Source organism: Bradyrhizobium symbiodeficiens (assembly GCF_002266465.3).
GTDB classification, from domain to species: Bacteria; Pseudomonadota; Alphaproteobacteria; order Rhizobiales; family Xanthobacteraceae; genus Bradyrhizobium; species Bradyrhizobium symbiodeficiens.
Map to the genome: position 1 here is coordinate 270,390 of NZ_CP029427.2, position 25,002 is coordinate 295,391.

The window sequence follows — 25,002 nt, forward strand, 5'->3', positions numbered from 1 at the left end:
TCCTCACGAATGCGTCGCCGCCAATTGGTTCGGGAACACCAGCGATGTCCATTCTCGTTACTCGGCCGCATCCCGACAATGAGGCGACGGCGGAAGGTCTGCGCGCGCGGGGGCTTGCGGTGTTGCTTGCGCCGGTGCTCAAGTTCGAGCCGGTCGCCTTCCATAACGAGAGTGAAGCTCGCTACGGCGCCGTCCTCGTCACATCCGCCAACGCGATCCGTGCCGTCGCGCCACAATTGCGGGATCTTGGTCTGTTGGAGCTGCCGTTGTTTGCGGTCGGCGAGCATACGGCTGCTGCGGCGCGCGGCGCCGGCTTTGCCGAGGTGCTCGTCGCCGGCGGCGATGTCGCGTCCTTGCGCGACAAGGTGATGCAGAGCGCCCGCGACAAGGTGCTGAAGAAGAAGAGCACGTTGCTGTATCTCGCAGGCGCGGATCTGTCGCGCGATCTCGGCGGCGAGCTTGGTGCGGAGGGGTTCAGCGTGGTCACGCAGACGACCTATCGCATGGCGCCGGTCAAGCATCTGCCGCGCGAGGTCTGCGAGGGCTTCGCGGCCCACGGCGTCGAGGCGGTGCTGCACTACTCCCGGCGCAGCGCCCGGGCATTCCTGGATGCCGCCAGGGACGAAGGCGTCGAGATCTCGGCGCTGGCGATCCCGCAATGCTGCCTGTCCGAGACGGTCGCCAGCGTGCTGCGCGATGCCGGCGCGTCGCAGGTCCTGGTGGCTGCAACGCCGGACGAAAATGCCCTATTTGACACCTTGGAGCGTGCTTTGCGCACCCGTTTGGCGTAAGAGGTCGGGCCGAATCCGACGTAATCGGGTCCGTCCCGAGTATGGAAGTGTGAGGAACCGTCACGATGGCCGACGACAAGCCCGAAGACGCAGGATTGGCTCCTGAGTCCGGCCGTGCCAAGCGCACTCCGCCCACCATCGACCTCGAAGCCACCGAAGTCTCGACCCAGCCGCAGGAAATGGCCGTCGAGCCGGAGGCGCAGCCAGAGCCCGAGCCGGCCGCGCACGAGCAGGCCAGGGTCGAGGGAGCCGAGTTCGGAGAGATCAAGTCCGAAGCGTTCAAGTCTGAAGAGATCGAGTCCGAACCGCAGCCTGAACGCGCCGAGGAACAGCCTGCCGTCGTGTCCGCGCCGATTTCGCCCTGGATCATCGCGCCGTTCTCCGGCGCTGCCGCAGCCGCGGTCGTGATCGGGGTCGGCTGGATCCTGGGCTGGCCCGCCGTGCAGGCGCCGCCGGCCACCCCGCAAGTCACGAGCACGACGGTCGATGCGCTGAGCGGCCGCGTTGCGGCAGTCGAAGCCAGGGCCAGCAAGCCCGCCGTCGATCCGGCGATGGCGGCGCGGATCGACGCGCTGGAGAAGTCCGCAAGCAGCTTGCGCAGCGACGTCGCCAATCTGCGGACGCAACTCGACAAGACCGCGAGCACATTGAACGATGCCCAATCGGCGCCGCGCGCTGCCGCGCCCGACCTCGCCACTCTGAGCGACCGCATCGCCCAGCTCGAGCGCGCCGCCAAGACCGAACGCGCCGAGCTCGCGCAGCAGGGCGAGAAGATCGCCGATGCGAAGACGATGGATGACAAGCCGCTGCGCCACGTGGTGGCGGCGGCCCTGCTCGATGTCGCCGTTCGTCACGGCGATGCGTACCAATCGCAATTGGCCGCAGCGCGGTCGATGGCGGCAAAGCCCGATATGCTGAAGCCGCTCGACACCTTTGCCGCGTCAGGCATCCCGACGCCGGTGGCGCTGAGCCGCGAGCTGCTCAACATCGTGCCGAAGCTGTCGCCGCCGGTGGAAGCCCAGACCAGCGGCACGGGCATCGTCGAGCGCCTCCAGGCAGGAGCGTCGAAGCTCGTCCGCATCGAGCGCACCGACGGGGTCGGCAATGACCGCGGCGCCATCGTCGCGCGGGTGACGGCGGCTGCGTTGCGCAATGATTTCGTGGAAGCGCGACGCGAACTCAAGATGCTGCCCGAGGCCGACCGTGCACCGGCACAGGCCTGGCTCGACAAGGCCGATGCCCGCGACGCTGCGCTCGCCGCCTCCCGCAAATTCGCCGACGATGCGATGGCGGATCTCGTCAAGCCTGCTCAATAAAGGTTCGCGCAACAATCAGCGCGTATAGGGATCGTCATGCTTCGCATCGTCCTCTTCCTCGTCCTGATTGCGCTGGCGGCGGCCGGCGCCGCCTGGGTTGCCGACCAGCCCGGCGATCTCGTCCTGACCGCGGGCGGTTTCCGCCTCTCGACGACGCTTCCCAGATTCGTGTTCCTGCTTGGCCTGTTTGCCGCCGCCGTCGTGCTGGTCTGGAGCATCCTGACGACGATCTGGCGCACGCCGGGCCGTCTGCGCCGCCGTCGCCACGAGAAGCGCCACGCGCGGGGCCGCCACGCTATCACCCACGGCCTGCTCGCGATCGGTCATGGTGACACCGCGCTCGCCCGCCGTCACGCCGAGGCGGCGCGGCGGCATGCGCCGAACGATCCGCTCGCGCTGCTCCTGCATGCGCAGTCGGCGCAGCTCGAAGGCAATCGCGACGAGGCGCAGCGCGTCTTCCGCGTCATGGCCGAGCGCGAGGACACCCGCCTGCTCGGCCTGCGCGGGCTGTTCATCGAGGCGCAGCGCGCCGACGATGCGGTCGGCGCCGTGATGATCGCGGAGGAAGCGATCAAGCTGTCGCCATCCTCGACCTGGGCCTCGCATGCGGTGCTCGGCTTCCGCTGCGCGCGTGGCGACTGGAGCGGCGCGCTCGCGATCCTCGATTCGAATTTGTCCGCAGGACTGATCGACAAGCCGGCCTATCGCCGCCAGCGCGGCGTGCTGCTCACCGCACGCGCGCTGGAATTGGAAACCATGGACCGCGACGTCGCGCGCGAGAGCGTGATGGAGGCGATCAAGCTGGCGCCGACGCTGGTGCCCGCCGCCGTGCTCGCGGCTAAATTCGAGAGCGAGGCGCATCAAGTGCGCCGTGCGATGAAGCTGGTGGAAGCCGCCTGGCTCGCCAATCCGCATCCCGATCTTGCGGACGCCTATGCGCATGTGAAGCTCGGCGATTCTGCGCGTCAACGCCTGCAGCGGGTCGAGACGCTCGCGGCCAAGACCCCAGCCGACAAGCCTGGCCATGTCGAAGGTCAGATCGCGATCGCGCGCGTCGCGATCGACGCTTCCGAATTCGCGCGTGCGCGCGAAGTGCTCGCGCCTTACGTCAACGATCCGACCCAGCGCGTCGCGCTGCTGATGGCCGAGATCGAGCGTGCCGAGCATGGCGATAGCGGCCGTGCCCGCGCCTGGACCTTGCGCGCGGTGCGCGGCCGGCACGATCCGGCCTGGACTGCCGACGGCTATGTCAGCGACCGCTGGCGCCCGGTCTCCCCGGTCACCGGCCGGCTCGATGCGTTCCAGTGGCAGACGCCGGTCGCGAGCCTGCCTTCGGACAAGGGGACCACGATCGAATCCTCGGCCTTCGAGGAGGCCATGCTGGCGGCTCCGCCGCCGAAGCGGGTGACGGCGGCTCCGAGCGAAGGCCCGGCGGAACTGCCCGCGGCAGCACCGGCACCCCTGCCGGCGGCACAGGACAATTCGCCCCCGATGACCACGGAAGAGCCGGCCGTTGCGACCGCCGAACCGGTCCAGCCGGCCTCTGAGGCCGCCGAATCATCGCCGCCGGCGGCGACACCGGTGTTCCGGAGCCGCGCCGACCTCGGCAAACCCGCGGCCGCGCCGATTCCCGCGGTCATCCCGATCGTCCGGGCCCCCGACGATCCCGGGATCGACGACGAGGGTCCGAGCGATGAATTTACGGAACAAATCGGCACACCCAAGGCCCAGGCCGGGGGCTGGCGCGGATTCTGGTCCCGCTGGGGCGCGTGAGCCGCATTTCGAACCCGGCATGTCCTTGCCAATTCGGGCCATGCCCGATATCAGGAGCGCGCGTATCGGGCCCGGCATCGCCTTGGCCCCGGCAGGGTTCGCCGCAATAGCTCAGTTGGTAGAGCACGTCATTCGTAATGACGGGGTCGGGGGTTCGAATCCCTCTTGCGGCACCAGCGTCCCGTTTTCATCCGATCGAAGAAGAGAGCCAAGGTCCCGGACATTGCATCCGGCGCGTTGCGCGCGATGCTGGTGTCTCTACGATACTCGATGTCGGTTTTTCGAGTCCTACCCGGTCACGCCCGCGACCATTCAATTGTATGTTGGCGCAGGCGCGGATGAATCTCGTCGTCCGTGGCGAGATGTTGCATCGAACGGCAGCGGCGACCGCAGACGCGCTTCTGCAGACGGACATCCTCGTCGTCTCGAGCTCGATCCAGCACACGCTGGTCGGACCGCGCGTCGGCGACGAGCTGCTCGCCCGCATGGACGCGGACAAGGGCGTCTGCCTGCTCGACAGCATGAGCTTTCCGGACGTGACGCTGCGGGTCTATCGGCGCGGGTGTTGATCGCAGCCGGCCGGTTCGAGATTGCGGCCGCGCCAATGTGAGGCCGATCACTTAACCTCGAGCATCCCGCCCGTAATGTCGCGGTCATGCCAACACGGGGAGATTTCACATGCGAAAGATCATTCTGGTTGCCGCCATGGTCCTGGCTTCCGCCTCTGCCCAGGCAGGCGACTCACGCAGCCTGTCGCTGTCCGCGACGGGCGCTCAGGCCCCTGCTCCGCTGACCACGCCGACCGCCGCCACCGCGCAGGTGAGCGAAGTTGCGCCAGCTGCGGAGGCGCCGAAATATTCCGATCGTCCGCCGGCAGTATCGCTCTCTGCACCGGCCGCTACGGTCACACCGGCGGCTCCGGCGGTGTCCACGCCCGCGCCCACCCCGGCGCCGGTCGCGACGACCAAGCCCGCCACCAGGAAAGCGGCAAGTGCGGACAAGCCGAAATCCAAGCGCTGGACCGAGCGCCGCATCATCAGCGAGCTGCACCGCCACGGCATCTATTGGTAATCCGCTCGCCCAAAGCAAATGGCCGGGCAAATGCCCGGCCAGGTCGCAAGAGTCTTGGATTGGATCGATGGCGTTTACTGCGACACCGTCTGCACCACGCTTCCGATCGGACGCGTGTTGGTGCTCGCGGTCGGCACCTTCATGTCCTTCATGATCGCTTCGTCATATTCCGGCAGCGACGCGAGCGTCGTCTTGGCCTTCATCTGCACGACCTTGTAGCCGCCAGCCTTGAGGCGCGCGAGCAGCGTCGGCAGGGCGATGCCGGTGTTCTTCTGGAAATCGTGCATCAGGATGATGCCTTTGCCGAGCTTGTCGAGCCGGGTCATCACCGTCTCGACGATCTTCTCCGGCGTCGCGCCCTTGCGGAAGTCGAAGGAGTCGACGTCGGTCGAGAACATCGCGACGTTGCGGGTGCCGAAATAGCTCACGATCGCCGGATTATGCTGGAGCTGCGGGAAGCGGAAGAACGGCGCCGGGTTGGCACCGAGCGCGAATTTCACCGCGCTGATGCCCTTTTCGACCTCGTCCTTGGCCATCTGCTCGGTCATCTTCTTGCCGTTCAGATTGACGTGCGACCAGGTGTGCGTGCCGACCGTATGGCCCTGGGCCAGCACCTGGCGCAGGATTTCCGGATGATAGGTCGCGTGCTTGCCGACCGAGAAGAACAGGCCCTTGGTGCATTCATCCGCGAGCGCCTTCAGCACATTCGGCGTGTTCACAGGCCAGGGACCGTCGTCGAAGGTCAGCACGACCTCCTTGTCGGTGAGGAAATCGAATTGCTTGAAATGATCGAAGCCGAAGCCGGGGCCGCCGGTGGTGTCGATCTCGACCACGCGGGAGACGCCCAGCGCGTTCGGATTGGCGCAGGTCGATTTCTGCTGAACCGGCATGGCCGGCGCGGGGGCCTGAGCTAGGGCCGTCGGCCTGGCCGCGATCGTCGCGGTGGTCTCGACGTCATCCCTGGCCGCGAGCTTCGCCGGTGCCGGCAATGGATCGGCGGCACGGGCGGCAATTGTCTTGGGAGCGGCCTGGTCGGCGCGCGAGGAATAATAAAACCAACCGCCGGCGGCGATCACGACCGCCGCAACTACACTGGCCAGCATCAGGCCCAACGCATTACGCATCGCTACTCTTTCCAATCACGCAACCAAACCAGCGGAATTTCCCGCGCGACGAGCCATTAATGCGAAGGAACAGTTAACGTGACACCAACACGACAACGGTTGCGGAGGAATTTCAGCGAGGTGCGCCAAAGTGACAGAAGTCACAGAGGGAGGGGCTCGCGTGACCGTCATCACAGTGGAAACTGCTTTGATGGAGCATCGTGGTTCCCATCAACAACGGGCGCCGTTGCGACGGCGCCAATGGGAGCTTCAAATGACCAAGTCTCTGACCAAGTCCTTCTCTGCCAGTATCCGCGACACCAGCCTGGCCCTCGGCTTTGCCGCCATCGTCTCGCTCGTCTCGACGACCTCGAGCTTCGCCTTTTCGGCCGAGGCGCAGCAGCAGTGCACCGGCGACGCCTTCCGCCTGTGCTCGTCGGAAATCCCCAACATCCCGAAGATCACGGCGTGCATGAAGAAGCATCGCGCGGATCTGAGCACCGGCTGCCGCGCCGTCATGGACAAGGATCTCGCCAAGGGCGCTTCGCGCAAGGTCGCTGACGCCCAGGACAGCCAGTAACAGCACGCAACACTGTCTTGCGTCGGTTGGCTCCCCTCGCGACAGGCCCCGGCATCGAGCCGGGGCAACGCGGCGGCGCCATTGCAGCCCGACAACAAAGCCGTTGCGGCTGAGGGATCGTCGCACTAGCTTCGCCCGCACGTTCGTCCGGGCAAGAGGCATTACACGATGACCAGATTTCTTTTCATTCTTCCTTTGCTCCTCGGCGCATCGGTCGCATCCGCGCAGCAGCCGGGCCACGATGCCTGCGCGCGCGACGTCACCCGCTTCTGCCGCGCCGTGATGAACAATGGCGATGGCGCCGTGCTCGCCTGCCTGAAAGAGAATCGCGCCCGACTCAGCAAGGGCTGCGACAAGGTGCTCAAGGAGCACGGGCAGTAAACACACCCTCGTCATTCCGGGGCGCGCCGTAAGGCGCGAGCTCGGAATGACGAGAGTTACGTGCTGCTTCCCGCCGCGGAGGCGACCACCGGCAGCACCTCGGCACTCGCACGATCCGGCGTCTCCTCGTTCCAGCGCACCGAGCCGAACGGACGCTCCAGCATGCGGCGGATCCGCACCGGCTCGGGACCGATGTGGAAAGCGATCGCCTGCTGGTGCAGCGCGCGTTCGGACTGGGTCGAGCGGTTGCGCTGGCGTAAGTAGTCGAACCAGGTCGGGCAATGATAGCGCTCGGTCCACAATTCGGGATCGGCGATGTCGCGCGCGATCGACCAGCCATAGGCGCCGTTGCGTTGCCTCGAGAGCTGCACGTCCTGCATCACGTTGTGGAAGGCGCGCGCGTTCTCCTGGGACACACGGTATTCGATCTCCACCACCAGCGGCCCGCTGCGGCCGGTGATCGACAGCTTGACCTCGGGATCGGCGAGCACGTCAGCGTCCTCGTTGCGGGCGCCGACGCGCGGCATGGTGAGCCAGATCCCGAGCAGCGGCGAGACCAGCATCAGGCCTGCCGCCGTCAGCAGCGCGGCCTCGACGCCGGCATAGTCGGTGAGATGGCCCCAGCCCCAGGCACCGATGGCGATGCCGCCGGAGATCGAGGCCTGGAACGCCGCGAGCGAGCGGCCGGCGACCCAACGCGGCGCCGAGAGCTGCACGCCGATGTTGAACAGCGCGATCGCCGCCATCCAGACCGCGCCGGCCAAAACCAGCGCCGTCGCCGTCAGCACCGGCTCGGTGCTCACTGCGAGGGCGGCCATCGCGAACGCCATCGAGATGGTGCAGGCGCGGATCGCGGCCTCACCGCTCATGCGCTTGCGCAATTCGTGGATGTTGAGTGCGCCGATCACCGCGCCCATGCCGAAGGCGCCGAGCATGATGCCGTAGGTCTGTGCACCACCATGCAAGAGGTCGCGCGCGACCAGCGGCATCAGCGCCATGATCGCGCCGCCGATCAGGCCCATCACCAGCGTGCGCAGCAGCACGATCTTGATAGGCGGTGAATTGGTGATGTAGCGGAAGCCCGACACCATGGCGCGGTTGAGCTTCTCCCGCGGCAGGCGCGATGGTTCGGTGTTACGGCGCCACAGCAGCAGCACCACCAGCAGCGGCAGATAGAGGAGCGCGTTGCAGGCGAACGCGGCCACAGCGCCGAGCGAGGCGACAATGACGCCGCCGACCGCGGGACCGAAGCTGCGGGCGATGTTGTAGCTGATGCCGTTCAACGCAACGGCCGAGGGCAGCGCGTCGGGCGGCACCTGCTCGCTGACCGAAGACTGCCATGCCGGGCCGAACAGCGCGTTGCCGCTGCCCACCACGAAGCAGAAGGCGAGCAGCGCTTCGGGGGTGATGAGGTTGAACCCGGCCAGCACCGTCAGAGCCGTCGCGCCGGTGAGTGCAACCATCAGCGAGACCAGGGTGACGATGCGGCGGTCATACATGTCCGCGATGGCGCCGGCCGGCATCGAGATCAGCATGATCGGCAGCATCAAGGCGGTCTGCACCAGCGCCACCTTGTCCGCCGAGGCCGCCATCTGCGTCATCGCCCAGGCCGCGCCGACGCCCTGGATCAGGAGGCCGAGATTGGAGAGCAGGCTGGCGAGCCAGATGCGCCGGAACACGGTGTACCGCAGAGGCGCGGTGATGCCGTCGGCGGCGATCTTCTGGCGGTTAGTCTGCTCGGTCATATCCCCTTCCAAACGGGCTGGCAGAAATGGTCTTCGGAAATGGTCCTGGGAGATGGTCTTGGGAAATGGTCTTGGAGTGATCCCGGGCGATTCCGGCAAATTCAGTGATGCCTGCGAAAGTCATTCGCTGTCCAGTGGTTAGGCCGCTATAAGCGGTGCAAAGAATTGGTTTGCCGGGAGGAACATATGAAGCTGTCGCGACGGACGATCCTGCAGGGGGCGGGCAGCTTGCCTTTCGCAATTGCGAGCTTGCGGACGGGCGCATGGGCCCAATCTGCGCCCGCCGCGGCGCCGGGCACCGAGGTGCCGCCGATCCTGTTCGTCCACGGCAATGGCGACTACGACGCGCTCTGGATGACGACGCTGTGGCGGATGGAATCCAACGGCATCGCGCGCGATCGCATGATGGCGATCAATTTCACCGATCCCAATGCGCGCACAGACGACAAGGTCGAGCAGGCGAACCGATCCTCGACCGAGGACCAGCGCCGCGAGCTTGCCGCTGCGATCGCGGAGCTGAAGCGCCGCACGGGTGCGCCTCGCGTGGCGCTGGTCGGCAGCTCGCGCGGCGGCTACGCGATCCGCAACGTGATCAAGAACGGCGGCGCCGGCGATGTCAGCCATGCCGTCTTGTGCGGCACGCCCAATCACGGCGTGTTCGCCACCGACGACCAGCCCAACAACGAGTTCAACGGCCGCGGCGTATTCCTGCGCGGCCTGAACGAGGGCGAGAGCGAGGTGACGCCGGGTGTCGCCTTCCTCACATTGCGAAGCGACGGCATGGACAAATACGCCCAGGCCGACGGCCGTTTCATCGGCAAGCCCGGCACGTCGACCGGTGTCACCGTCGAAGGACCGGAGCTGAAGGGCGCCACCAATCTGGTGCTCGGCGCGCTCGACCATCGCGAGGTGGCGTTCCATCCGCGCGCCTTCCGCGAGATCTACAAATTCATCGCGGGTCGCGAGCCCGCGCGCATTGCGATCATGCCGGACCCAAGCGTGCGGCTGAGCGGCCTTGTCACGGGGACGCCGGGCGGCGTGCCGACCAATCGCCCGGTGACGGGCGCAACCATCGATATCTTTCGCGTCGATCCTGAAACCGGAGAGCGCAACGGCGGTGCGCTGCACAGCGCGAAGACCGGTGCCGATGGCCGCTGGGGGCCGGCGCAGGTCGATCCCGCCTGGTCGCTTGAATTCGTGCTGACATCGCCGGACGCGCCGACGACGCATATCTACCGCTCGCCTTTCCCGCGCTCTTCCGACGTCGTGCATTTGCGCGCCGCGCGCCCGCTGGGGCCTGCTGACAAGGACGCAGCAGCTGTCGTGATCATGTCGCGGCCGAGGGGCTATTTCGGCCTGCCGCGGGATGTGGTGCTGCTCGACGGAAAGGAGCCGGCCGACGTCAAGCCGGGCGTGCCCACGGATTCGGCAGCAACCCTGCGGCTTCCCGCCGGCGGGGTTGGGCGCAAAATCGTGGCCGAGTTCGGCGAAGAACGAATTGTGGCGCGTGCCTGGCCTGCCCCGGAGAACAGGATTGCGATTGCCGAGCTGACTTACTAGCTATTTGCCTGCGTCATATCGGGAGAGAGCCATGAACATCGCCAGCGTGCGCAGGCCCATCATCCCTCCGGCGCCCCCGCGTGCGCCCGACGACATGTCCTTCTTCGGCCGGCTTGCCGTGATCCGGCACAACATGATCGCGACGTGGGGGCAGCCCGCCTATGAGGAAGACGTCATCAAGGGGCGCTTCTTCCTCCACAACAGCTTCATCCTGAACCAGCCGGATGCAATCCGGCACGTCCTGCTCACCAATTACGAGAACTATACGCGCACGCCGGCGGGCATCCGCATGCTGCGTCCCGTGCTGGGCGATGGTCTTCTGATCGCGGAAGGTCACTCATGGACGTTCCAGCGCCGCACGCTCGCGCCGGCCTTCACCCCGCGCGCCACCGCCAACCTCGTGCCGCACATGACGGCGGTGCTCGACGAGACCATTGCCAAGCTCGATACGCAGACGGGCGCGCCGGTCGATCTGCGCGAAATCATGCAGCGGATGACGCTGGAGATCGCCGGGCGCACGATGTTCTCGTTCGGCATGGACCGGCATGGCGCGACCTTGCGCAATTTCATCGTGGAATATGCGTCCCGGCTCGGACGGCCCTACTTCCTCGACATGCTGCTGCCGGTGTCGTGGCCGAGCCCGATGGATTTTGCCCGCGCCCGCTTCCGCAAGCGCTGGACCGAATTCGTCGCGATGTTGATCGCCGAGCGGCGTTCTGCCGGCAAGAAGGAAGGCGCGCCGCCGCGTGACCTGTTCGATCTCATGGACGCGGCGCGCGATCCGGAAACCGGCAAGGGCTTCTCCGACGAGCAGCTCGTCGACGAGGTCGCGACCATGATCCTGGCGGGTCACGAGACCACGGCGACGGCGCTGTTCTGGGCGCTCTATCTGCTCGCGCTCGATCCTGATACGCAGGAGGAAGTGGCGTCCGGGACGAGCGGCGAGCATCTCGACAGCATGGCCGACATCGACCGGCAGAAACTCACCCGTGCCGTGATCGACGAGACCATGCGGCTCTATCCTCCGGCCTTCCTGGTCGCGCGTGCCGCACGCGAAAAGGACAATGCGGCCGGAATCGAGATCGGCAAGGGCGACATCATCATGATCGCGCCATGGCTGCTGCATCGGCACGAGAAGCTATGGGATCAGCCGAACGCGTTCATTCCAAAGCGCTTCATGTCGGCGGAGGCGCCGGACCGCTTCGCCTATTTGCCGTTCGGCGCAGGGCCGCGCGTCTGCATCGGCGCGCCGTTCGCGCAAGCCGAATCCGTACTGGCGCTGGCCCGGCTGATCGGCGCGTTCCGGGTCGAGCTCGCCGACCAGGCGAATCCCGTGATCCCGCTGGGCGTCGTCACGACCCAGCCGGACCACTCACCCATGTTCCGCATCACACGTCGGTGACGGGCTCCTCGTCTGGCCGATGGCGTGATCCACCCTAGATAGAGTCCCGCCATGAGCGACATTCAGGCCCAGTTTTCCGTTCTCAAGCAGACCGCCGACGCCAAGGTGGTCGATGCGATTGCGCGTCTGATCGAGGACGGCGAGGATCACGAGCTCAACCGCGTCAATGTCCTCGACTTCGCCACGCAGCATGCCGTCGACGAAGAACACGCGATCTCGGCCTTCCTGCATGCGGCGCGGCTCGGGCTTTTCGATCTCGGCTGGAACGTACTGTGTCCCGGCTGCGGCGGCGTGCTCGGCGCGCATACGACGCTGAAGGCGCTCAAGCCCGACGACTATCACTGCGCGCTCTGCGCTTGCGGCTACAAGGCCTCCGTCGACGATCAGGTCGAGGTCTCCTTCACCGTGAATCCGCGGGTCCGGCGCATCGCGGCGCACGACCCCGATACGCTTCCGGTGTGGGAGTATTTCAAGCAGGTGTTCTGGAGCTCCGGCGTCGACTTCAACAAGGACTCGTTCGCGACGCTGGCGAACGAGGTGACGCTGGATACGATGGAGCTGCCGGCCGGCGAGAAGGCGACCATGTCGCTGCAACTGCCTGGTGACTTCGTCATCATTTTCGAGCCGGTGACGCACGCCGCCCATTTCATCGACGTCCAGGGCGAGCCGACCAAAGACCGCCAGCAACTCGCCATTATGTACAACAAGATGCAGGCCCCGACCGGAACCACGACCATGCGGCCGGGCCCGCTGCGGCTGTCGCTGGAGAACCAGGCCGGCGTGCGCGTGCTGCCGTCGGTGTTCATCGCGGCCGAAGCGCTCCACCATCTGATCGGCCAGCGCAAGCCGTTCCTCACCGCCAAGCGGATGCTGTCGAACCAGACCTTTCGCGATGTGTTCAAGGCGGACAATCTCAGTCTCGATCAGCGGCTCCAGATCACGTCGCTGACCTTCCTGTTCACCGATCTGAAGGGCTCGACCGCGCTCTACGAGCGCGTCGGCGACCTCGCCGCGTTCGATCTCGTGCGTGCGCATTTCCATGCGCTGCTCGAGATCATTTCCTCCGAGAAGGGCGCGGTGGTGAAGACCATCGGCGATGCCGTGATGGCGACCTTCGTCCGGCCCGAGCACGCCATCGTCGCGGGCCTGCGGATGCGATCGGCGATGGACGAGCTCAACAAGCGGCGCGGCACCGACGATCTCATCGTCAAGATCGGCATCCATGAAGGCCCCTGCCTCGCGGTGATGCTCAACGAGCGGCAGGATTATTTCGGCCAGACCGTCAACATCGCCGCCCGCGTGCAGAGCCTGTCGACCGCGCAGGAGATCCACATCACCGGCCCGGTGCTCGATGCGCCGGCCGTGGCGGAAGTGCTGAAGCAGCGCGAGATCAGGCCGATCCAGAAGCAGGCCGCATTGCGCGGCATCGCCGACAAGATGGTGGTGTACGAGATTCCTTGAGGGATGGTCGATGGCGGCTCCAAGCCGCCCTGGAATAGGCCAGCCATGACGGTGAATGAGGCACCGAGATTGCGGAAACGTAATGCAGCGCGCGGAACTGACGCACGTTGCGCCGGTTGAGTTTCCTGCTCATATAATGCTGGTAGCGGCCGCGCTTCGCGGCTGTATCAATTTCGGTAGGACCTTATGCTCGACGGCCTGCGCCAATTCATCGCCGACATTGTCGCCCCCCACGACCAGAACCGCACCTTCGGTGACAGCGATTATCGGTTGGCTGCCACCGCGCTGCTGGTCCACGTGGTCTCGCTGGACGGCCAGCCGAGCGCGGGTGAGCAGCGCAAGCTGCACAGCCTGATCGAAAGCCATTTTGGGCTCGATCGCGGCACTGCGGATCGCCTGATTGCGGACGCCACCCAGGTCGAGGGCGAGGCGGTGGACCTCTATCACTTCACCAGTGTCATCATGCGCTCGCTCGACGAAGAGGGCCGCAAGCGCATCGTCCGGATGATGTGGGAGCTGGTCTATGCCGACGGCCAGGTCTCCGAATTTGAAGACAACGTCGTCTGGCGCGCCTCCGACCTGCTCGGAATCTCCCAGCGCGACCGGATCGACCTGAAGCATGCGGTGGCTGAGCGCGCCGCTGGTCAGGTGAAGGACAGCGCCGTCGGCGGCTGATCCGCGCAAACCGCCGGATGGCCGGTTGTACTGACCACATGGCGAAACTTTAATGTAGGTGCCGCCCGTCCGGCTCCGGATTCATCCGTAAATACCCGGTTTCCTGCTCCCCCTGTCGCCCGCTCAAGCGGCCATGCGGCCGACGCCGCTTGCCTGTCGCGCACGGCTTGTGCTCTCGTTCCGCCATTGCGGGGCCAGGAACTTGCGGGGCCAAGAACTTCAATTCGAGAGACTTCTATCGTGACCGAGCGGGTAACGTTGATCACCGGTGCTTCGGCGGGCATAGGTGCGGAGCTGGCGCGCGTGTTTGCCGCCAATGGACATCGCCTCGCATTGACGGCGCGGCGCGCGGATCGATTGGAGGCGCTCGCGAACGAGCTCGCCGCCAAGGGCGGCAGGAAGCCGATCGTGATTGCCTGCGATCTCGAGAACCCCGGCGCCGGTGAGACGATCGCGGCGGCGCTGGCCGCCGAAGGCGTCGAGCTCGATCACCTCGTCAACAATGCCGGCTTCGGTGTGTTCGGCGATGCCATCGAGCGCGATCGAGACGAGCAGGTCGGGATTGTCGACGTCAACGTGCGGGCTCTGACGGATTTGTCGCTGCGCTTCGCCGATCAGCTCATCAGGAACAAGGGCGGTCTTCTCAATGTCGGCTCGGTCGCAGGCTTCCTGCCCGGTCCCGGCATGGCCGTCTATTATGCGTCCAAGGCCTACGTGATTTCCTTCACCGAAGCGCTCCGGGCCGAGCTCGCGCCGCGCGGCGTTCGCGTCACCGTGCTTTGCCCGGGTCCCGTGCCCACCGAATTCCAGGCGCGTGCCGGCGTCGGCTCCGGACATGATACGGCGCTTCTCAATGTTTCGGCCGCCGAGGTTGCACGGGAGGCCTATCGTGGCCTGATGGCCAACAAACGGGCAGTGCTGCCCGGTTTCGGCATCAAGATTGTGCCCTTTGCGCTGCGCTTCTTCCCGCGGGGCTTCATCCTGGCTGCCACCAGTCGGTTCCAGAGGCAGAGGCATTAGGTCTCGAAGCGCCCGTATTGGCCCGGAGCTTGCTTCGGTTTTGATGTGTGCGCGAACTCACACGAAATTAACGATCGCTTAGTTATGCTGGCGGTCTGAACTGATAGCACTCGCAGAGGCCATGTCGTTTCGGACGAACAGGTTTGTTGGCGCAGAATTGGTGCCCTTCCCGAGAAGGACGCCAGGCGCCGCCACCTCTGAAACCCTATTGCCGGTTCTGATTATCCTGCACCAGGAATCCTCGACGCCGGGCCGTGTCGGCAACGCGCTCCGTGCACTCGGCCATCGCCTCGATATCCGCCGTCCGCGCTTCGGCGATCCCCTGCCCGAGACGCTCGACCGGCATGCCGGCGCCGTGATCTTCGGCGGGCCGATGAGCGCCAACGATCCCGATGACTACATCCGCCGCGAGATCGACTGGATCGAAATTCCGCTCCGCGAGCAGCGGCCGTTTCTCGGCATATGCCTTGGGGCTCAGATGCTGGCGATGCAGCTCGGTGCGCGCGTCGCCCCGCATGCCGACGCCCTGACCCAGATCGGCTACTACCCGATCCGGCCCACAGCCGCGGGCCACGCGCTCTGCCCGGCCTGGCCGGCCCAAGTCTATCACTGGCATCGCGAGGGCTTCGAGCTGCCGGTCGGCACGGAGCTGCTGGCAGAAGGCGACGATTTCCCGGTACAGGCATTCCGTGCCGGCAATGCCTTCGGCGTTCAGTTTCATCCCGACGTGACCTACGCGATGATGCATCGCTGGACCACGCGCGGCTATGACGGCTTCAGCGCGCCCGGTGCGCGGCAGCGGCATCATCACTTCGCCGATCGTGCCGTGTACGACGCCGCAGAGCGCGCCTGGCTCGACCATTTCATGAATGGCTGGCTGGCACGCCGTGCGGTGCTGGCGCAGGCCGCCGAGTAATTCCGCCTTCGCGCGGGTCTTTGGCGCAAGCCCTTGCCTCTTCTCTGGATATGCTAGGCTCTCTGCCAACGAGCGCGCACCAATGCGTGCCGGAAGACAAAGGGAGAGCGTCATGGCCTACGAGCACATTCTTTATGAGGTGAGCGACAAGATCGCGACCATCACGCTCAATCGCCCCGACCGCATGAATGCGTGGACGCCGACAATGGAGCGCGACGTACGCCACGCGATGGAAGCCTCGAGCGCCGACGACAATGTCCGCGTCATCATCCTCACCGGCGCGGGCCGCGCCTTCTGTGCCGGCGCCGACATGGACGCGCTGAAGGGGCTCGACCCCGATGACGTCAGGCGCGCAACGAATCTGCCTCCGTTCGACATGAACCGGCGTCCGGACTGGCAGACGCGCTACGGTTTCTATCCGTCGATCAAGAAGCCTGTGATCGCCATGCTCAATGGCGCCACGGCCGGCATCGGCCTCGTGCACGCGCTTTATTGCGACCTGCGCTTTGCCGCCGACAACACCGTGTTCACGACCGCCTTCGCGCGGCGCGGCCTGATTGCCGAGCACGGCATCAGCTGGATGCTGCCGCGCATCGTCGGCCACGCCAACGCGATGGATCTGCTGCTATCGGCAAGGCGCGTGCCGAGCGACGAGGCGTTGCGGATCGGCCTGGTGAACCGGCTCTGCTCGCCCGAAAAACTCCGCGAGGAGACCTATGCCTATGCGCGCGACCTCGCCGATTTCGTCTCGCCGAGCGCAATGGGCGTAATCAAGCGCCAGCTCTACGAGGTGCCGTTCCAGACGCTGGCGGAGGCAACGATCGAGGCAAACCGGGAGATGATGGTGGCGCTGGCTGGTAGCGATTTCCGGGAGGGGGTTGCGAGCTTCATGGAGAAGCGGCCGCCGCGGTTTACGGGGAGGTAGGGGGCTGTCTGGAAAAGTCGGGCTTTGCCGGACACCACGCTTCACCCTTCGGGCTCCTCGTGGGTGCGCCACGCGTAGCCCGAAGGGCGAAGCGTGGTGGAGCCAGGCGGGATCGAACCGCCGACCTCGTCATTGCGAACGACGCGCTCTCCCAGCTGAGCTATGGCCCCGTTTGCTGGCCACTCTGGTGAATGCGGCCGACAACCGGGCGCCATTTAAGTCCCCGCCAAGGTCAAGTCAAGGACGGGTGTAAGGCGGTTTTAGCCATTCGGGGCACCGACTTCCCTTGTTTGGGCGGGGGGGAACCGATATCTAGCAAAAGGCGTCAATCCGACCGCAGCCAGAGTTCGATAGTCAGAGTCTTCAAAAGCCAGAGTCTTTCAAATCATGCGTGCCGTTCTCGACATCGTCATCATCGTGCTCGACCTCTACGTCTGGCTGCTGATCGCCTCCGCGATCCTGTCCTGGCTGATCGCCTTCAACGTCGTGAACACGCGCAACCAGTTCGTGTCGGCGGTGGCGGAGTTCTTGTACCGGATCACCGAGCCGGTGCTGGCGCCGATTCGCAATTTCCTGCCCAGTCTCGGCGGTCTCGACATCTCGCCGATCATCCTGATCCTGCTCATCATGTTCATCGAGCGGGTGATCCTGTACTACATCTACCCGAACGTGGTCTGAGCGGGCTGGAGCCCTTGGTTGCCAACGAAGCTTGTAAGGAACCCTGGCGTTATTCGGCCGCAGGCATCAGCATCGCGTTGCGGGTGACGCCGCGCGGCGGCCGCGACGGCATCGACGGGATCGAACAGCTCTCCGACGGCCGCAGCGTGCTCAAGGTGCGGGTGCGCGCCATCGCCGATGGTGGCGAGGCCAACAAGGCCGTCTTGGTCCTGCTGGCGAAATCGCTGGGCGTCCCCAAGGCCGGCGTAAAGCTCCTGTCCGGCGCCACCTCGCGGCTGAAGCAGATCGCGGTCGACGGCGATCCGACACGGCTCGGTGAAGCCCTGCGCCAGCTGGTCTCGGGCCAAGCGAAAGACTGAGGGAACTGACATGACCGCTGAGATCATCGATGGAAAAGTCATCGCCGCGGAACTTCGGGCCCGCGTTGCTGAGGAGGTCGCCCGCGTCAAGCGCGAGCACAATTTGGTGCCCGGCCTGGCGGTCGTGCTGGTCGGCAGCGACCCCGCCAGCGAGGTTTATGTCCGCTCCAAGCACACCCAGACCCAGGCCGCCGGCATGGCCTCGTTCGAGCACAAGCTGCCGGCCGACGTCTCGCAGGCAGATCTCCTGGCGCTGGTCGCAAAGCTCAACCGCGATCCGGCCGTGCACGGCATTCTGGTGCAACTGCCGCTGCCGAAGGGGCTTAACACCGAAGCCGTCGTCAACGCCATCGACCCCGCCAAGGACGTCGATGGGCTGCATCCGAACAATGCCGGCAGGCTCGCCGGCGGTTTCGAGGCACTGTCGCCCTGCACGCCGCTCGGCTGCATCATCCTGACCAAGAGCGTGCACGCCTCGCTGGAAGGCATGAACGCCATCGTCATCGGCCGCTCCAACCTGGTCGGCCGCCCGTTGGTGCAATTGCTGCTGAACGAGAACGCCACGGTGACGATCGCGCATTCGCGATCGCGCGACCTGCCCGGCCTCGTGAAGCAGGCCGATCTCGTCTATGCCGCGGTCGGCAGGCCCGAGATGGTGCGCGGTGATTGGCTGAAGCCGGGCGCGACCGTGATCGACGTCGGCATCAACCGGATACCCAAAGAAGACGGCAAGACGCGCCTCGTCGGCGACGTCGCCTATCAGGAAGCACTTGGGGTTGCCGGCGCGATCACGCCGGTGCCGGGCGGCGTCGGTCAGATGACGGTGGCGTGCCTGCTGGTCAATACGCTGCGTGCGGCCTGCGCGATTGCCGAGCTACCGAAGCCGGCGGTGTAGCTGAACTCTCGTGCCCCGGACGCAGCGCAGCGCTTCTTCAGCGGTGCGCTGCTGAGCCGGCGCCCAGAGGCTCAGCCCTTCTTCTTCTTCTCGCGATCCATGCCTTCGAGGATCAGCTTGTGCGCGTCCTCCGGGCCGCCCCAGCGCAGGATCTTCACCCATTTGCCCTTCTCGAGATCCTTGTAGTGCTCGAAGAAGTGCTGGATCTGCTGCAGCGTGATGTCGGGCAGGTCGGAATACGACTTCACCTTGTCGTAGCGCTGCGTCAGCTTCGACGACGGCACCGCCAGAATCTTCTCGTCGCCGCCGGCTTCGTCTTCCATGAACAACACGCCGACCGGGCGCACGCTCATGACGGCGCCGGGAATGATGGCGCGGGTGTTGATGATCAGGACGTCGCAGGGGTCGCCGTCATCCGACAAAGTATGCGGGATGAAACCGTAGTTACCGGGGTAACGCATTGGCGTGTAGAGGAAACGGTCGACCACCAGCGTGCCGGCTTCCTTGTCCATCTCGTACTTGATCGGTTCGCCGCCCACGGGGACTTCGATGAGGACGTTGACTTCGTGTGGTACGTTTTTCCCGATCGAGATCGCATCGATACGCATTGAAGGCTCCGTTGTTGCCGAGGGTAAATCGCGCCCGGCAGCGATTTTGGCGCTGTCATACGCGGGCTTGGCCCGCTGATCCATCGTGTTCTTGTGAAATAATGAATCCGGAGATCACCGGCTCAAAGGCAACGGTATCGACGGACGGGAAACGCTGCCGGATAAGCTTTCAGCAGCTCAATTGGTCCAGGCGAAGGCAACCTTGTCGAGCGACTTCGGCCCGAATCGCTCCGAGGAGCGTGCCACCATACGGCCCCCAGCGCCCGGTAGAACTCGGTCGCAGGGTCGTTGTCCGAGAGCGCCCACACCACCATGCTCTTCAGCCCGCTCTGCATCAGGTCGCGGCGGGCAGAGGCGAACAGGCGGCGGCCGAAACCAAGGCCCTGGAATTCGGGGCGCAGGTAAAGCTCGTAGATCTCGCCGTCGAAATGCAGGCTGCGGGCGCGGTTGCGGCCGTAATTGGCGTAGCCTGCGATCTTGTCGCCGAACACCAGCACGCTGACGCGGCTACCCTTGCGGATCGCACTGTCCCACCATTGCGGGCCGCGGCGGTTGATGAGCTTTTCCAGCTCGGCGCCGGGAATAATGCCCTGATAGGCCGAGCGCCAGGCTTCGTCATGAGTTGACGCCACCGCAGTTGCATCTGCAGCTTTGGCCGGCCGGACCTCGATCAGGGTTGTGCTCATGGGCGCAATCAAACCAAGTCGCCGCGCCGGCGGCAAGACCTATCGTTAATTATCGGTTAACGTGTGGATTTTGTGCATCAGTTCCTAACCATGTTGTATCGAAAAAAGACAAGACGCCGACTCGAATGGCACCGGCGTGCCACGCGTCGGTGCAAAACTCCCTCTGCGGCAACGAATGAGCGGCAATGGCAACGCAGAAAGTCTGCCGATACTGATTCGTTCCGACTAGTCTGATTGTCGCTGTTCTCGCCTCCGGCCATTCATGCGGCTTCTCAACATCATCCTAGCGCTCCTGGCTCTGCTGGCCTTGTCGACTGCGCCTCTGTGCGCCCAGGTCACGTTTGGCCCATCGGGCGAGGAGGGCGAACCGTTTCGCCGACAAACGTGGCTCGTGCCGTCGCCGGATACCGATATTGCTGCGCGTGCCCTGCTGTTTCGCCCCACTGGTGCAGGTCCGTTCCGGCTTGCGGTCGTCGCGCACGCCTCGACGCAGAATACCTTGCGTCGAGCGCAAATGCCGCAGCCGGAATACCGTCCGCTCGCCGCCTTTCTCGTCGCGCGCGGTTTTGCCGTGCTGGTGCCGGAGCGGCTCGGCCATGGTGCGACCGGCGGCCGCTATGTCGAGGACCAGGGCGGCTGTGATGAGGCGGACTATGCGCGTTCGGGCCGTGCAACGGCCGAGGAAGTCCGGCTCGCGCTGGAGTTCTTGCGAAAGCAGGATTTCATTCGCAAGGATGCCGCGATCGTGCTCGGCCATTCCGCCGGCGGCTGGGGTGCGCTGGCGCTCGCCAATGTCGATCCGAAGGCGATCTCGGCCATCATCGCGTTTGCGCCGGGGCGTGGCGGCCACGCCAACGACGAGCCGAACCGGATCTGCGCGAAGCACACGCTTCTTGCGGCCGCGACCGAGTTTGGCAAGGGCGCGCGGATTCCCGTCACGTGGCTCGTTGCGACCAATGACAGCTATTTTGCGCCGGCATTCTCGAGAGCGCTGGCCGATGCGTTTCGTGGCAGCGGCGGCAAGGTCGACTTCCACACTTTGCCGGCCGTCGGCAGCGAGGGGCATTGGATGATCGAGAGTGAGGCCGGCGTCGACGCAGCGAGGACCGAACTCGATCGCGTGCTGAACCAGCCTGTGGCGCCTGTGAAGCGACAGGACAACCGCTGATGAGCAAGTGGCCCGATGATGACGTGATCCTGTATGACGGCGTCTGCATCTTCTGCTCGCGCTGGGTGCGGTTCGTCGCTGCGCGCGATACGGCGAAGCGGTTTCGTTTCACGCCGGTCCAGTCGGAGTATGGAGCCCGGCTCGCGCGGACATTTGAGATTGATCCGGAGGACCCCGACACCAACGCCGTTCTTCATGGCGGCGAGGTGTTCATGAAGTCGGACGCCGCGCTGACGGTGCTGTCGCAGCTGCGTGGCTGGAACTGGGTGCGCGCGCTATTCGCGGTGCCGAAACCGCTGCGCGATTTTGTCTATAGCCTTGTCGCGCACAACCGCTATCGCATCTTCGGGAAGTATGACGCGTGCTTCGTCCCGATGCGGAGTTGCAGGCGCGAGTGCTTGAATAGTGCCTCCTTGTCACCGTGAAGAGCGAAGCGACGAAGCAATCCAGAATCTTTCCGCCGCGACAGCCCGGATCGCTTCGCTGCGCTCGCAATGACGGCGCTTGTGGCTACGGCCTGAGCAAAGCCGCCAGTACTTCCTTCGCCGCCCGTTCCCCGCTGTCCCGCGCTCCATGCGCCGTCGTGAAGAAATTCGGCGACGTCGCTTCTCCGGCGAAGAACAGCCGGCAATCCACCGGCGCGGCCAGCGCGGCGCGATCTCCCGCATGGCCCGGCAGCGCATGCGAATAGGCACCGCGCGCAAAGGGGTCGTGGCCCCAGCGCGACTCTGCGAGCGGCTTCAGCTTGCGGCGGATGTCGTTGCCCAGATAGTCCGCGATTTCATCGATACTTTGCGCGGCGAAGGCGCCCTCGCCGGCGCCCTCCAGGTCGCGCGCAAAGGTGCCGCCGAAAAAGCCGTCGATGCAGGGCTGGCCGAACGGGCGGATATGGTAGGTGCCCATTGCGGTGCGCATGGTCGCGCCGCGCAGATTGCCTTCCCTTGGAAAGGCTTCTGCGTCCTCCAGCGCCAGCACCACCTTGTCGTCGACGCCGAGCGGCAGGCCAGCCGCAGCATCGACCTTGGCCGGCAACGGCGGCGAGAAGCGGATGGCTTCGTCCGCGATCAGGTTGGTCGGCACCGTGACGATCACCTTGTCCGCAGTGAGCGTGCCCGACGACGTCTCGATCCGAATTCGCCTGCCGGAATGGTCGATCAGAGAAACGTTGCAGTTCAGCACCACCGGGCAGGAGGCGCCATAGGCAGCGATCAGCGCACCATACCCGGCCCGGACGCGCCAATTGAAATAGGTGTCCTCGTAGGCGTCCATGTCGAGGATCGAGACCCGATCGAGCTCACAGCCATTCACATAGGTCGAGACGGCATTGATCATCGGGTTCCAGCGATTGCCCGGCTCGAGATATCGCTCGGCCGGCGCATCCGCGCCCGCTTCCGCAGCCTCGCTGACGCGGTCGTAGAACGCGTCAATCTCGCGCGCGAACTCGTCGCGCTCTCGTTCCGGAAACACCTCGCCAAAGGCACGATCGCGCCAAGGTGGCAGGTCGGTGTTGAGCGCGAAATTCAAGCGCTTGGCGATGGCGACGAAAGAGTTCCTGTCGGCCGAGTGAAGCCAGCCGCAGCCGACATCGAAGATGACCTCGGGCGAGGCCTGCACGGTCCACGCGCGGCCACCGAGCCTGTTACGCGCCTCCAGCACGATCACAGAGAGGCCCGAGCCCTGCAACGCGTGCACGGCGCCGAGGCCGGCGGCACCGGCACCGATGATCGCGACGTCGACTGAGGAAGGGAGGGAACTCATGGGTGAGCTATAGCACGTCTGTAATGCGCGCTAACGACAGCACAGAAATGTCATTGCTCGTGCGGCGCGCCCGCGCACGAGAGCGGGTGATCCGGCATTTCAGAAAGCGGATTTGCGAGGTGGGCAAAGGCGCTCTGCACCGTGCCCACCACTGTCGATCAAAACTTCAAGTGGTGGGCACGCTTGCGCTTTGCCCACCCTAAGGCGCTACGTCCGGGGCACGAGAGCGCTGGTCTTACGCCACCGCTTCCTTGGACTTTTCGGCGCGCTTGCGCTCGTTCGGGTCGAGGTGCTTCTTGCGCAGGCGGATCGACTTCGGCGTGACCTCGACGAGCTCGTCGTCCTCGATATAAGCGAGCGCCTTTTCCAGCGTCATGCGGATCGGCGGGGTCAGGCGCACCGCCTCGTCCTTCGACGTCGTGCGGATGTTGGTGAGCTGCTTGCCCTTGAGCACGTTGATCTCGAGGTCGTTGTCGCGGGTGTGCTCGCCGACGATCATGCCCTTATAGACCTTCCAGCCCGGCTCGATCATCATCGGGCCGCGGTCTTCCAGCTTGAACATGGCGTAGGCCACCGCTTCGCCCTGGTCGTTGGAGATCAGCACGCCGTTGCGGCGGCCCTGGATCTCGCCCTTGTACGGCGCGTAGCCGTGGAACAGGCGGTTCATGATCGCGGTGCCGCGGGTGTCGGTGAGCAGTTCGCCCTGGTAGCCGATCAGGCCGCGGGTCGGCGCGTAGAACACCAGGCGGAGGCGGTTGCCGCCGGACGGCTTCATCTCGACCAGCTCGGACTTGCGCTCGCTCATCTTCTGCACGACGACGCCGGAATGCTCCTCGTCGACGTCGATCACGACTTCCTCGATCGGCTCCATGGTGGCGCCGGTGGCTTCGTCTTTCTGGAACACGACGCGCGGACGCGACACCGAGAGCTCGAAGCCTTCGCGGCGCATGGTCTCGATCAGGATCGCGAGCTGCAATTCGCCGCGGCCCGAGACTTCCATCGCGTCCTTGTCGGAAGCTTCGACGACGCGCAGCGCGACGTTGCCTTCGGCTTCACGCAACAGACGGTCGCGGATCATGCGGCTCGTCACCTTGTCGCCTTCGGTGCCGGCGAGCGGCGAGTTGTTGACGATGAACGACATCGACACGGTCGGCGGATCGATCGGCTGCGCCGGCAGCGGCACCTCGACGGTCGGATCACAGAACGTGTCGGCGACGGTGCCCTTGGTGAGGCCCGCGATGGCAACGATGTCGCCGGCTTCGGCCTCATCGAGCGGCGTGCGCTCGAGACCGCGGAAGGCCAGGATCTTGGTGATGCGCCCGGTCTCGACCAGCTTGCCCTCGGCGTTGAGTACCTTGACCTGCTGGTTCGGCTTGAGCACGCCGGAGGAGATGCGGCCGGTGATGATACGGCCGAGATAGGGATTGGCTTCGAGAATGGTGCCGATCATGCGGAACGGACCCTCTTCCACCGTCGGCGGGGCGACGTGGCGCAGGATCAGGTCGAACAGCGGCTCCATGCCCTTGTCGTTCGGACCCTCCGGGCTGTCGGCCATCCAGCCCTGCTTGGCCGACCCGTAGAGGATCGGGAAGTCGAGCTGCTCCTCGCTGGCGTCGAGCGCCGCGAACAGGTCGAACACCTCGTTGATGACTTCGGTCGGGCGTGCGTCGGGGCGGTCGACCTTGTTGATGACGACGATCGGCTTGAGGCCGACCTTGAGCGCCTTGGAGACCACGAACTTGGTCTGCGGCAGCGGGCCTTCCGCGGCATCCACCAGCACCAGGGCGCCATCCACCATGTTCAGGATGCGCTCGACCTCGCCGCCGAAATCGGCGTGGCCGGGCGTGTCGACGATGTTGATGCGGGTGTCCTTCCACTGCACCGAGGCCGCCTTGGCCAGGATGGTGATGCCGCGCTCGCGCTCCAGATCGTTGGAGTCCATGGCACGGTCGGTCACCTTCTGGTTCTCGCGGAACGTGCCGGACTGCTGGAGGAGTTTGTCGACGAGGGTCGTCTTGCCGTGGTCGACGTGAGCGATGATGGCGACGTTGCGGAGGTTCATGAGTGAGCTTCTTTACGTTCGAACAATGGGTTAAGCGCGATCTCGCCGGTCGGACCGGGACCTCTTCTC

Annotated in this window: 23 protein-coding genes, 2 tRNA genes and 2 pseudogenes; 20 read left to right on the forward strand and 7 right to left on the reverse strand. The window is 65.3% G+C overall.

The window, feature by feature from the left end:
* Nucleotides 1–44 precede the first annotated feature (44 nt).
* From CIT39_RS01275 to CIT39_RS01300, 6 genes are all read left to right on the forward strand, one after another.
* The gene (locus tag CIT39_RS01275) at nucleotides 45–791 is read left to right on the forward strand and encodes a uroporphyrinogen-III synthase (RefSeq protein WP_094975929.1); all 747 of its coding nucleotides are present in this window, start codon (nucleotides 45–47) and stop codon (nucleotides 789–791) included.
* Nucleotides 792–856: 65 nt separating this feature from the next.
* Nucleotides 857–2,107 carry a COG4223 family protein gene (locus CIT39_RS01280; RefSeq protein WP_094975928.1) on the forward strand — a complete coding sequence of 417 codons (1,251 nt, stop codon included), beginning with the start codon at nucleotides 857–859 and terminating at the stop codon, nucleotides 2,105–2,107.
* A 36-nt stretch (nucleotides 2,108–2,143) separates the two neighbouring features.
* Nucleotides 2,144–3,880, forward strand: a complete 1,737-nt coding sequence (locus tag CIT39_RS01285) for a heme biosynthesis protein HemY (protein ID WP_094975927.1) — start codon at nucleotides 2,144–2,146, stop codon at nucleotides 3,878–3,880.
* A 100-nt stretch (nucleotides 3,881–3,980) separates the two neighbouring features.
* Nucleotides 3,981–4,056: transfer RNA gene (locus CIT39_RS01290), tRNA-Thr, on the forward strand.
* A gap of 162 nt (nucleotides 4,057–4,218) precedes the next feature.
* Nucleotides 4,219–4,449, forward strand: a complete 231-nt coding sequence (locus tag CIT39_RS01295) for a hypothetical protein (protein ID WP_244607495.1) — start codon at nucleotides 4,219–4,221, stop codon at nucleotides 4,447–4,449.
* A 109-nt stretch (nucleotides 4,450–4,558) separates the two neighbouring features.
* Complete coding sequence (locus tag CIT39_RS01300; RefSeq protein ID WP_094975926.1) at nucleotides 4,559–4,951, forward strand: hypothetical protein; 393 nt, start codon at nucleotides 4,559–4,561, stop codon at nucleotides 4,949–4,951.
* A gap of 74 nt (nucleotides 4,952–5,025) precedes the next feature.
* Here CIT39_RS01300 and CIT39_RS01305 read toward each other — a convergent pair whose 3' ends face one another.
* Nucleotides 5,026–6,075: a polysaccharide deacetylase family protein gene (locus tag CIT39_RS01305; RefSeq protein ID WP_094975925.1), complete on the reverse strand. Its 1,050-nt coding sequence runs from the start codon at nucleotides 6,073–6,075 to the stop codon at nucleotides 5,026–5,028.
* A 253-nt stretch (nucleotides 6,076–6,328) separates the two neighbouring features.
* On the opposite strand from CIT39_RS01305, the gene CIT39_RS01310 reads away from it, so the two are divergent.
* On the forward strand, nucleotides 6,329–6,634 hold the full coding sequence (locus tag CIT39_RS01310; RefSeq protein ID WP_094975924.1) for a hypothetical protein: 306 nt from the start codon (nucleotides 6,329–6,331) through the stop codon (nucleotides 6,632–6,634).
* A gap of 168 nt (nucleotides 6,635–6,802) precedes the next feature.
* Nucleotides 6,803–7,015 (forward strand): cysteine rich repeat-containing protein, encoded by a 213-nt coding sequence (locus tag CIT39_RS01315; RefSeq protein WP_094975923.1) that lies wholly within the window; start codon nucleotides 6,803–6,805, stop codon nucleotides 7,013–7,015.
* Between the two features lie 56 nt (nucleotides 7,016–7,071).
* On the opposite strand, the gene CIT39_RS01320 is transcribed toward CIT39_RS01315, so the two are convergent.
* On the reverse strand, nucleotides 7,072–8,760 hold the full coding sequence (locus CIT39_RS01320) for an MFS transporter (RefSeq protein WP_094975922.1): 1,689 nt from the start codon (nucleotides 8,758–8,760) through the stop codon (nucleotides 7,072–7,074).
* Between the two features lie 186 nt (nucleotides 8,761–8,946).
* On the opposite strand from CIT39_RS01320, the gene CIT39_RS01325 reads away from it, so the two are divergent.
* The 7 genes from CIT39_RS01325 to CIT39_RS01355 all read left to right on the forward strand — a co-directional run bounded on the left by CIT39_RS01325 (nucleotide 8,947) and on the right by CIT39_RS01355 (nucleotide 16,719).
* Nucleotides 8,947–10,320, forward strand: a complete 1,374-nt coding sequence (locus tag CIT39_RS01325) for a hydrolase (RefSeq protein WP_094975921.1) — start codon at nucleotides 8,947–8,949, stop codon at nucleotides 10,318–10,320.
* A 31-nt stretch (nucleotides 10,321–10,351) separates the two neighbouring features.
* The gene (locus CIT39_RS01330; protein ID WP_094975920.1) at nucleotides 10,352–11,722 is read left to right on the forward strand and encodes a cytochrome P450; all 1,371 of its coding nucleotides are present in this window, start codon (nucleotides 10,352–10,354) and stop codon (nucleotides 11,720–11,722) included.
* A gap of 51 nt (nucleotides 11,723–11,773) precedes the next feature.
* Nucleotides 11,774–13,183 carry an adenylate/guanylate cyclase domain-containing protein gene (locus CIT39_RS01335; RefSeq protein ID WP_094975919.1) on the forward strand — a complete coding sequence of 470 codons (1,410 nt, stop codon included), beginning with the start codon at nucleotides 11,774–11,776 and terminating at the stop codon, nucleotides 13,181–13,183.
* A gap of 186 nt (nucleotides 13,184–13,369) precedes the next feature.
* Entirely contained in the window at nucleotides 13,370–13,858 is a 489-nt protein-coding gene (locus tag CIT39_RS01340; protein WP_094975918.1) for a tellurite resistance TerB family protein, read from the forward strand.
* Nucleotides 13,859–14,098: 240 nt separating this feature from the next.
* On the forward strand, nucleotides 14,099–14,878 hold the full coding sequence (locus CIT39_RS01345) for an SDR family NAD(P)-dependent oxidoreductase (protein WP_094975917.1): 780 nt from the start codon (nucleotides 14,099–14,101) through the stop codon (nucleotides 14,876–14,878).
* Between the two features lie 121 nt (nucleotides 14,879–14,999).
* On the forward strand, nucleotides 15,000–15,794 hold the full coding sequence (locus CIT39_RS01350) for a glutamine amidotransferase (RefSeq protein WP_094975916.1): 795 nt from the start codon (nucleotides 15,000–15,002) through the stop codon (nucleotides 15,792–15,794).
* A 112-nt stretch (nucleotides 15,795–15,906) separates the two neighbouring features.
* Complete coding sequence (locus CIT39_RS01355) at nucleotides 15,907–16,719, forward strand: enoyl-CoA hydratase (RefSeq protein WP_094975915.1); 813 nt, start codon at nucleotides 15,907–15,909, stop codon at nucleotides 16,717–16,719.
* A 94-nt stretch (nucleotides 16,720–16,813) separates the two neighbouring features.
* Here the strand turns inward: CIT39_RS01355 and CIT39_RS01360 are convergent.
* Nucleotides 16,814–16,889, reverse strand: a tRNA-Ala gene (locus tag CIT39_RS01360).
* A gap of 217 nt (nucleotides 16,890–17,106) precedes the next feature.
* Here CIT39_RS01360 and CIT39_RS01365 point away from each other — a divergent pair.
* From CIT39_RS01365 to folD, 3 genes are read left to right on the forward strand one after another with little or no spacing between them, the layout of a single operon-like run.
* On the forward strand, nucleotides 17,107–17,397 hold the full coding sequence (locus tag CIT39_RS01365) for a YggT family protein (protein WP_094975914.1): 291 nt from the start codon (nucleotides 17,107–17,109) through the stop codon (nucleotides 17,395–17,397).
* A gap of 14 nt (nucleotides 17,398–17,411) precedes the next feature.
* On the forward strand, nucleotides 17,412–17,756 hold the full coding sequence (locus CIT39_RS01370) for a DUF167 domain-containing protein (RefSeq protein ID WP_094975913.1): 345 nt from the start codon (nucleotides 17,412–17,414) through the stop codon (nucleotides 17,754–17,756).
* A gap of 10 nt (nucleotides 17,757–17,766) precedes the next feature.
* Nucleotides 17,767–18,651, forward strand: a complete 885-nt coding sequence (gene folD / locus CIT39_RS01375; protein WP_094975912.1) for a bifunctional methylenetetrahydrofolate dehydrogenase/methenyltetrahydrofolate cyclohydrolase FolD — start codon at nucleotides 17,767–17,769, stop codon at nucleotides 18,649–18,651.
* A gap of 71 nt (nucleotides 18,652–18,722) precedes the next feature.
* On the opposite strand, the gene ppa is transcribed toward folD, so the two are convergent.
* Nucleotides 18,723–19,259: an inorganic diphosphatase gene (gene ppa / locus CIT39_RS01380; protein ID WP_018318963.1), complete on the reverse strand. Its 537-nt coding sequence runs from the start codon at nucleotides 19,257–19,259 to the stop codon at nucleotides 18,723–18,725.
* Between the two features lie 177 nt (nucleotides 19,260–19,436).
* A pseudogene (locus CIT39_RS01385) lies at nucleotides 19,437–19,945 on the reverse strand (N-acetyltransferase family protein).
* 262 nt (nucleotides 19,946–20,207) lie between these two features.
* Between CIT39_RS01385 and CIT39_RS01390 the strand changes: the two are divergent.
* Nucleotides 20,208–21,113: an alpha/beta hydrolase family protein gene (locus CIT39_RS01390; RefSeq protein ID WP_094975911.1), complete on the forward strand. Its 906-nt coding sequence runs from the start codon at nucleotides 20,208–20,210 to the stop codon at nucleotides 21,111–21,113.
* Nucleotides 21,113–21,519: pseudogene (locus tag CIT39_RS01395) on the forward strand (thiol-disulfide oxidoreductase DCC family protein). The gene CIT39_RS01390 and the pseudogene CIT39_RS01395 overlap by 1 nt, the downstream one beginning before the upstream one ends.
* Before the next feature lie 104 nt (nucleotides 21,520–21,623).
* Here CIT39_RS01395 and CIT39_RS01400 read toward each other — a convergent pair.
* Nucleotides 21,624–22,871: a flavin monoamine oxidase family protein gene (locus tag CIT39_RS01400; RefSeq protein WP_094975910.1), complete on the reverse strand. Its 1,248-nt coding sequence runs from the start codon at nucleotides 22,869–22,871 to the stop codon at nucleotides 21,624–21,626.
* 235 nt (nucleotides 22,872–23,106) lie between these two features.
* Nucleotides 23,107–24,933: a translational GTPase TypA gene (typA, locus tag CIT39_RS01405; protein WP_094975909.1), complete on the reverse strand. Its 1,827-nt coding sequence runs from the start codon at nucleotides 24,931–24,933 to the stop codon at nucleotides 23,107–23,109.
* Between the last annotated feature and the right edge of the window lie 69 nt (nucleotides 24,934–25,002).

Excerpts from the sequence above, each read along its gene's own strand:
- CIT39_RS01390 (WP_094975911.1), top strand. The coding sequence starts at position 20,208 with ATGCGGCTTCTCAACATCATCCTAGCGCTCCTGGCTCTGCTGGCCTTG.
- CIT39_RS01305 (WP_094975925.1), bottom strand. The coding sequence starts at position 6,075 with ATGCGTAATGCGTTGGGCCTGATGCTGGCCAGTGTAGTTGCGGCGGTC.
- CIT39_RS01285 (WP_094975927.1), top strand. The coding sequence starts at position 2,144 with ATGCTTCGCATCGTCCTCTTCCTCGTCCTGATTGCGCTGGCGGCGGCC.
- CIT39_RS01400 (WP_094975910.1), bottom strand. The coding sequence starts at position 22,871 with ATGAGTTCCCTCCCTTCCTCAGTCGACGTCGCGATCATCGGTGCCGGT.
- CIT39_RS01335 (WP_094975919.1), top strand. The coding sequence starts at position 11,774 with ATGAGCGACATTCAGGCCCAGTTTTCCGTTCTCAAGCAGACCGCCGAC.
- CIT39_RS01280 (WP_094975928.1), top strand. The coding sequence starts at position 857 with ATGGCCGACGACAAGCCCGAAGACGCAGGATTGGCTCCTGAGTCCGGC.
- typA (WP_094975909.1), bottom strand. The coding sequence starts at position 24,933 with ATGAACCTCCGCAACGTCGCCATCATCGCTCACGTCGACCACGGCAAG.
- CIT39_RS01330 (WP_094975920.1), top strand. The coding sequence starts at position 10,352 with ATGAACATCGCCAGCGTGCGCAGGCCCATCATCCCTCCGGCGCCCCCG.
- CIT39_RS01300 (WP_094975926.1), top strand. The coding sequence starts at position 4,559 with ATGCGAAAGATCATTCTGGTTGCCGCCATGGTCCTGGCTTCCGCCTCT.
- CIT39_RS01310 (WP_094975924.1), top strand. The coding sequence starts at position 6,329 with ATGACCAAGTCTCTGACCAAGTCCTTCTCTGCCAGTATCCGCGACACC.
- folD (WP_094975912.1), top strand. The coding sequence starts at position 17,767 with ATGACCGCTGAGATCATCGATGGAAAAGTCATCGCCGCGGAACTTCGG.
- CIT39_RS01275 (WP_094975929.1), top strand. The coding sequence starts at position 45 with ATGTCCATTCTCGTTACTCGGCCGCATCCCGACAATGAGGCGACGGCG.
- CIT39_RS01295 (WP_244607495.1), top strand. The coding sequence starts at position 4,219 with ATGAATCTCGTCGTCCGTGGCGAGATGTTGCATCGAACGGCAGCGGCG.
- ppa (WP_018318963.1), bottom strand. The coding sequence starts at position 19,259 with ATGCGTATCGATGCGATCTCGATCGGGAAAAACGTACCACACGAAGTC.
- CIT39_RS01325 (WP_094975921.1), top strand. The coding sequence starts at position 8,947 with ATGAAGCTGTCGCGACGGACGATCCTGCAGGGGGCGGGCAGCTTGCCT.
- CIT39_RS01340 (WP_094975918.1), top strand. The coding sequence starts at position 13,370 with ATGCTCGACGGCCTGCGCCAATTCATCGCCGACATTGTCGCCCCCCAC.
- CIT39_RS01315 (WP_094975923.1), top strand. The coding sequence starts at position 6,803 with ATGACCAGATTTCTTTTCATTCTTCCTTTGCTCCTCGGCGCATCGGTC.
- CIT39_RS01355 (WP_094975915.1), top strand. The coding sequence starts at position 15,907 with ATGGCCTACGAGCACATTCTTTATGAGGTGAGCGACAAGATCGCGACC.
- CIT39_RS01320 (WP_094975922.1), bottom strand. The coding sequence starts at position 8,760 with ATGACCGAGCAGACTAACCGCCAGAAGATCGCCGCCGACGGCATCACC.
- CIT39_RS01365 (WP_094975914.1), top strand. The coding sequence starts at position 17,107 with ATGCGTGCCGTTCTCGACATCGTCATCATCGTGCTCGACCTCTACGTC.
- CIT39_RS01350 (WP_094975916.1), top strand. The coding sequence starts at position 15,000 with ATGTCGTTTCGGACGAACAGGTTTGTTGGCGCAGAATTGGTGCCCTTC.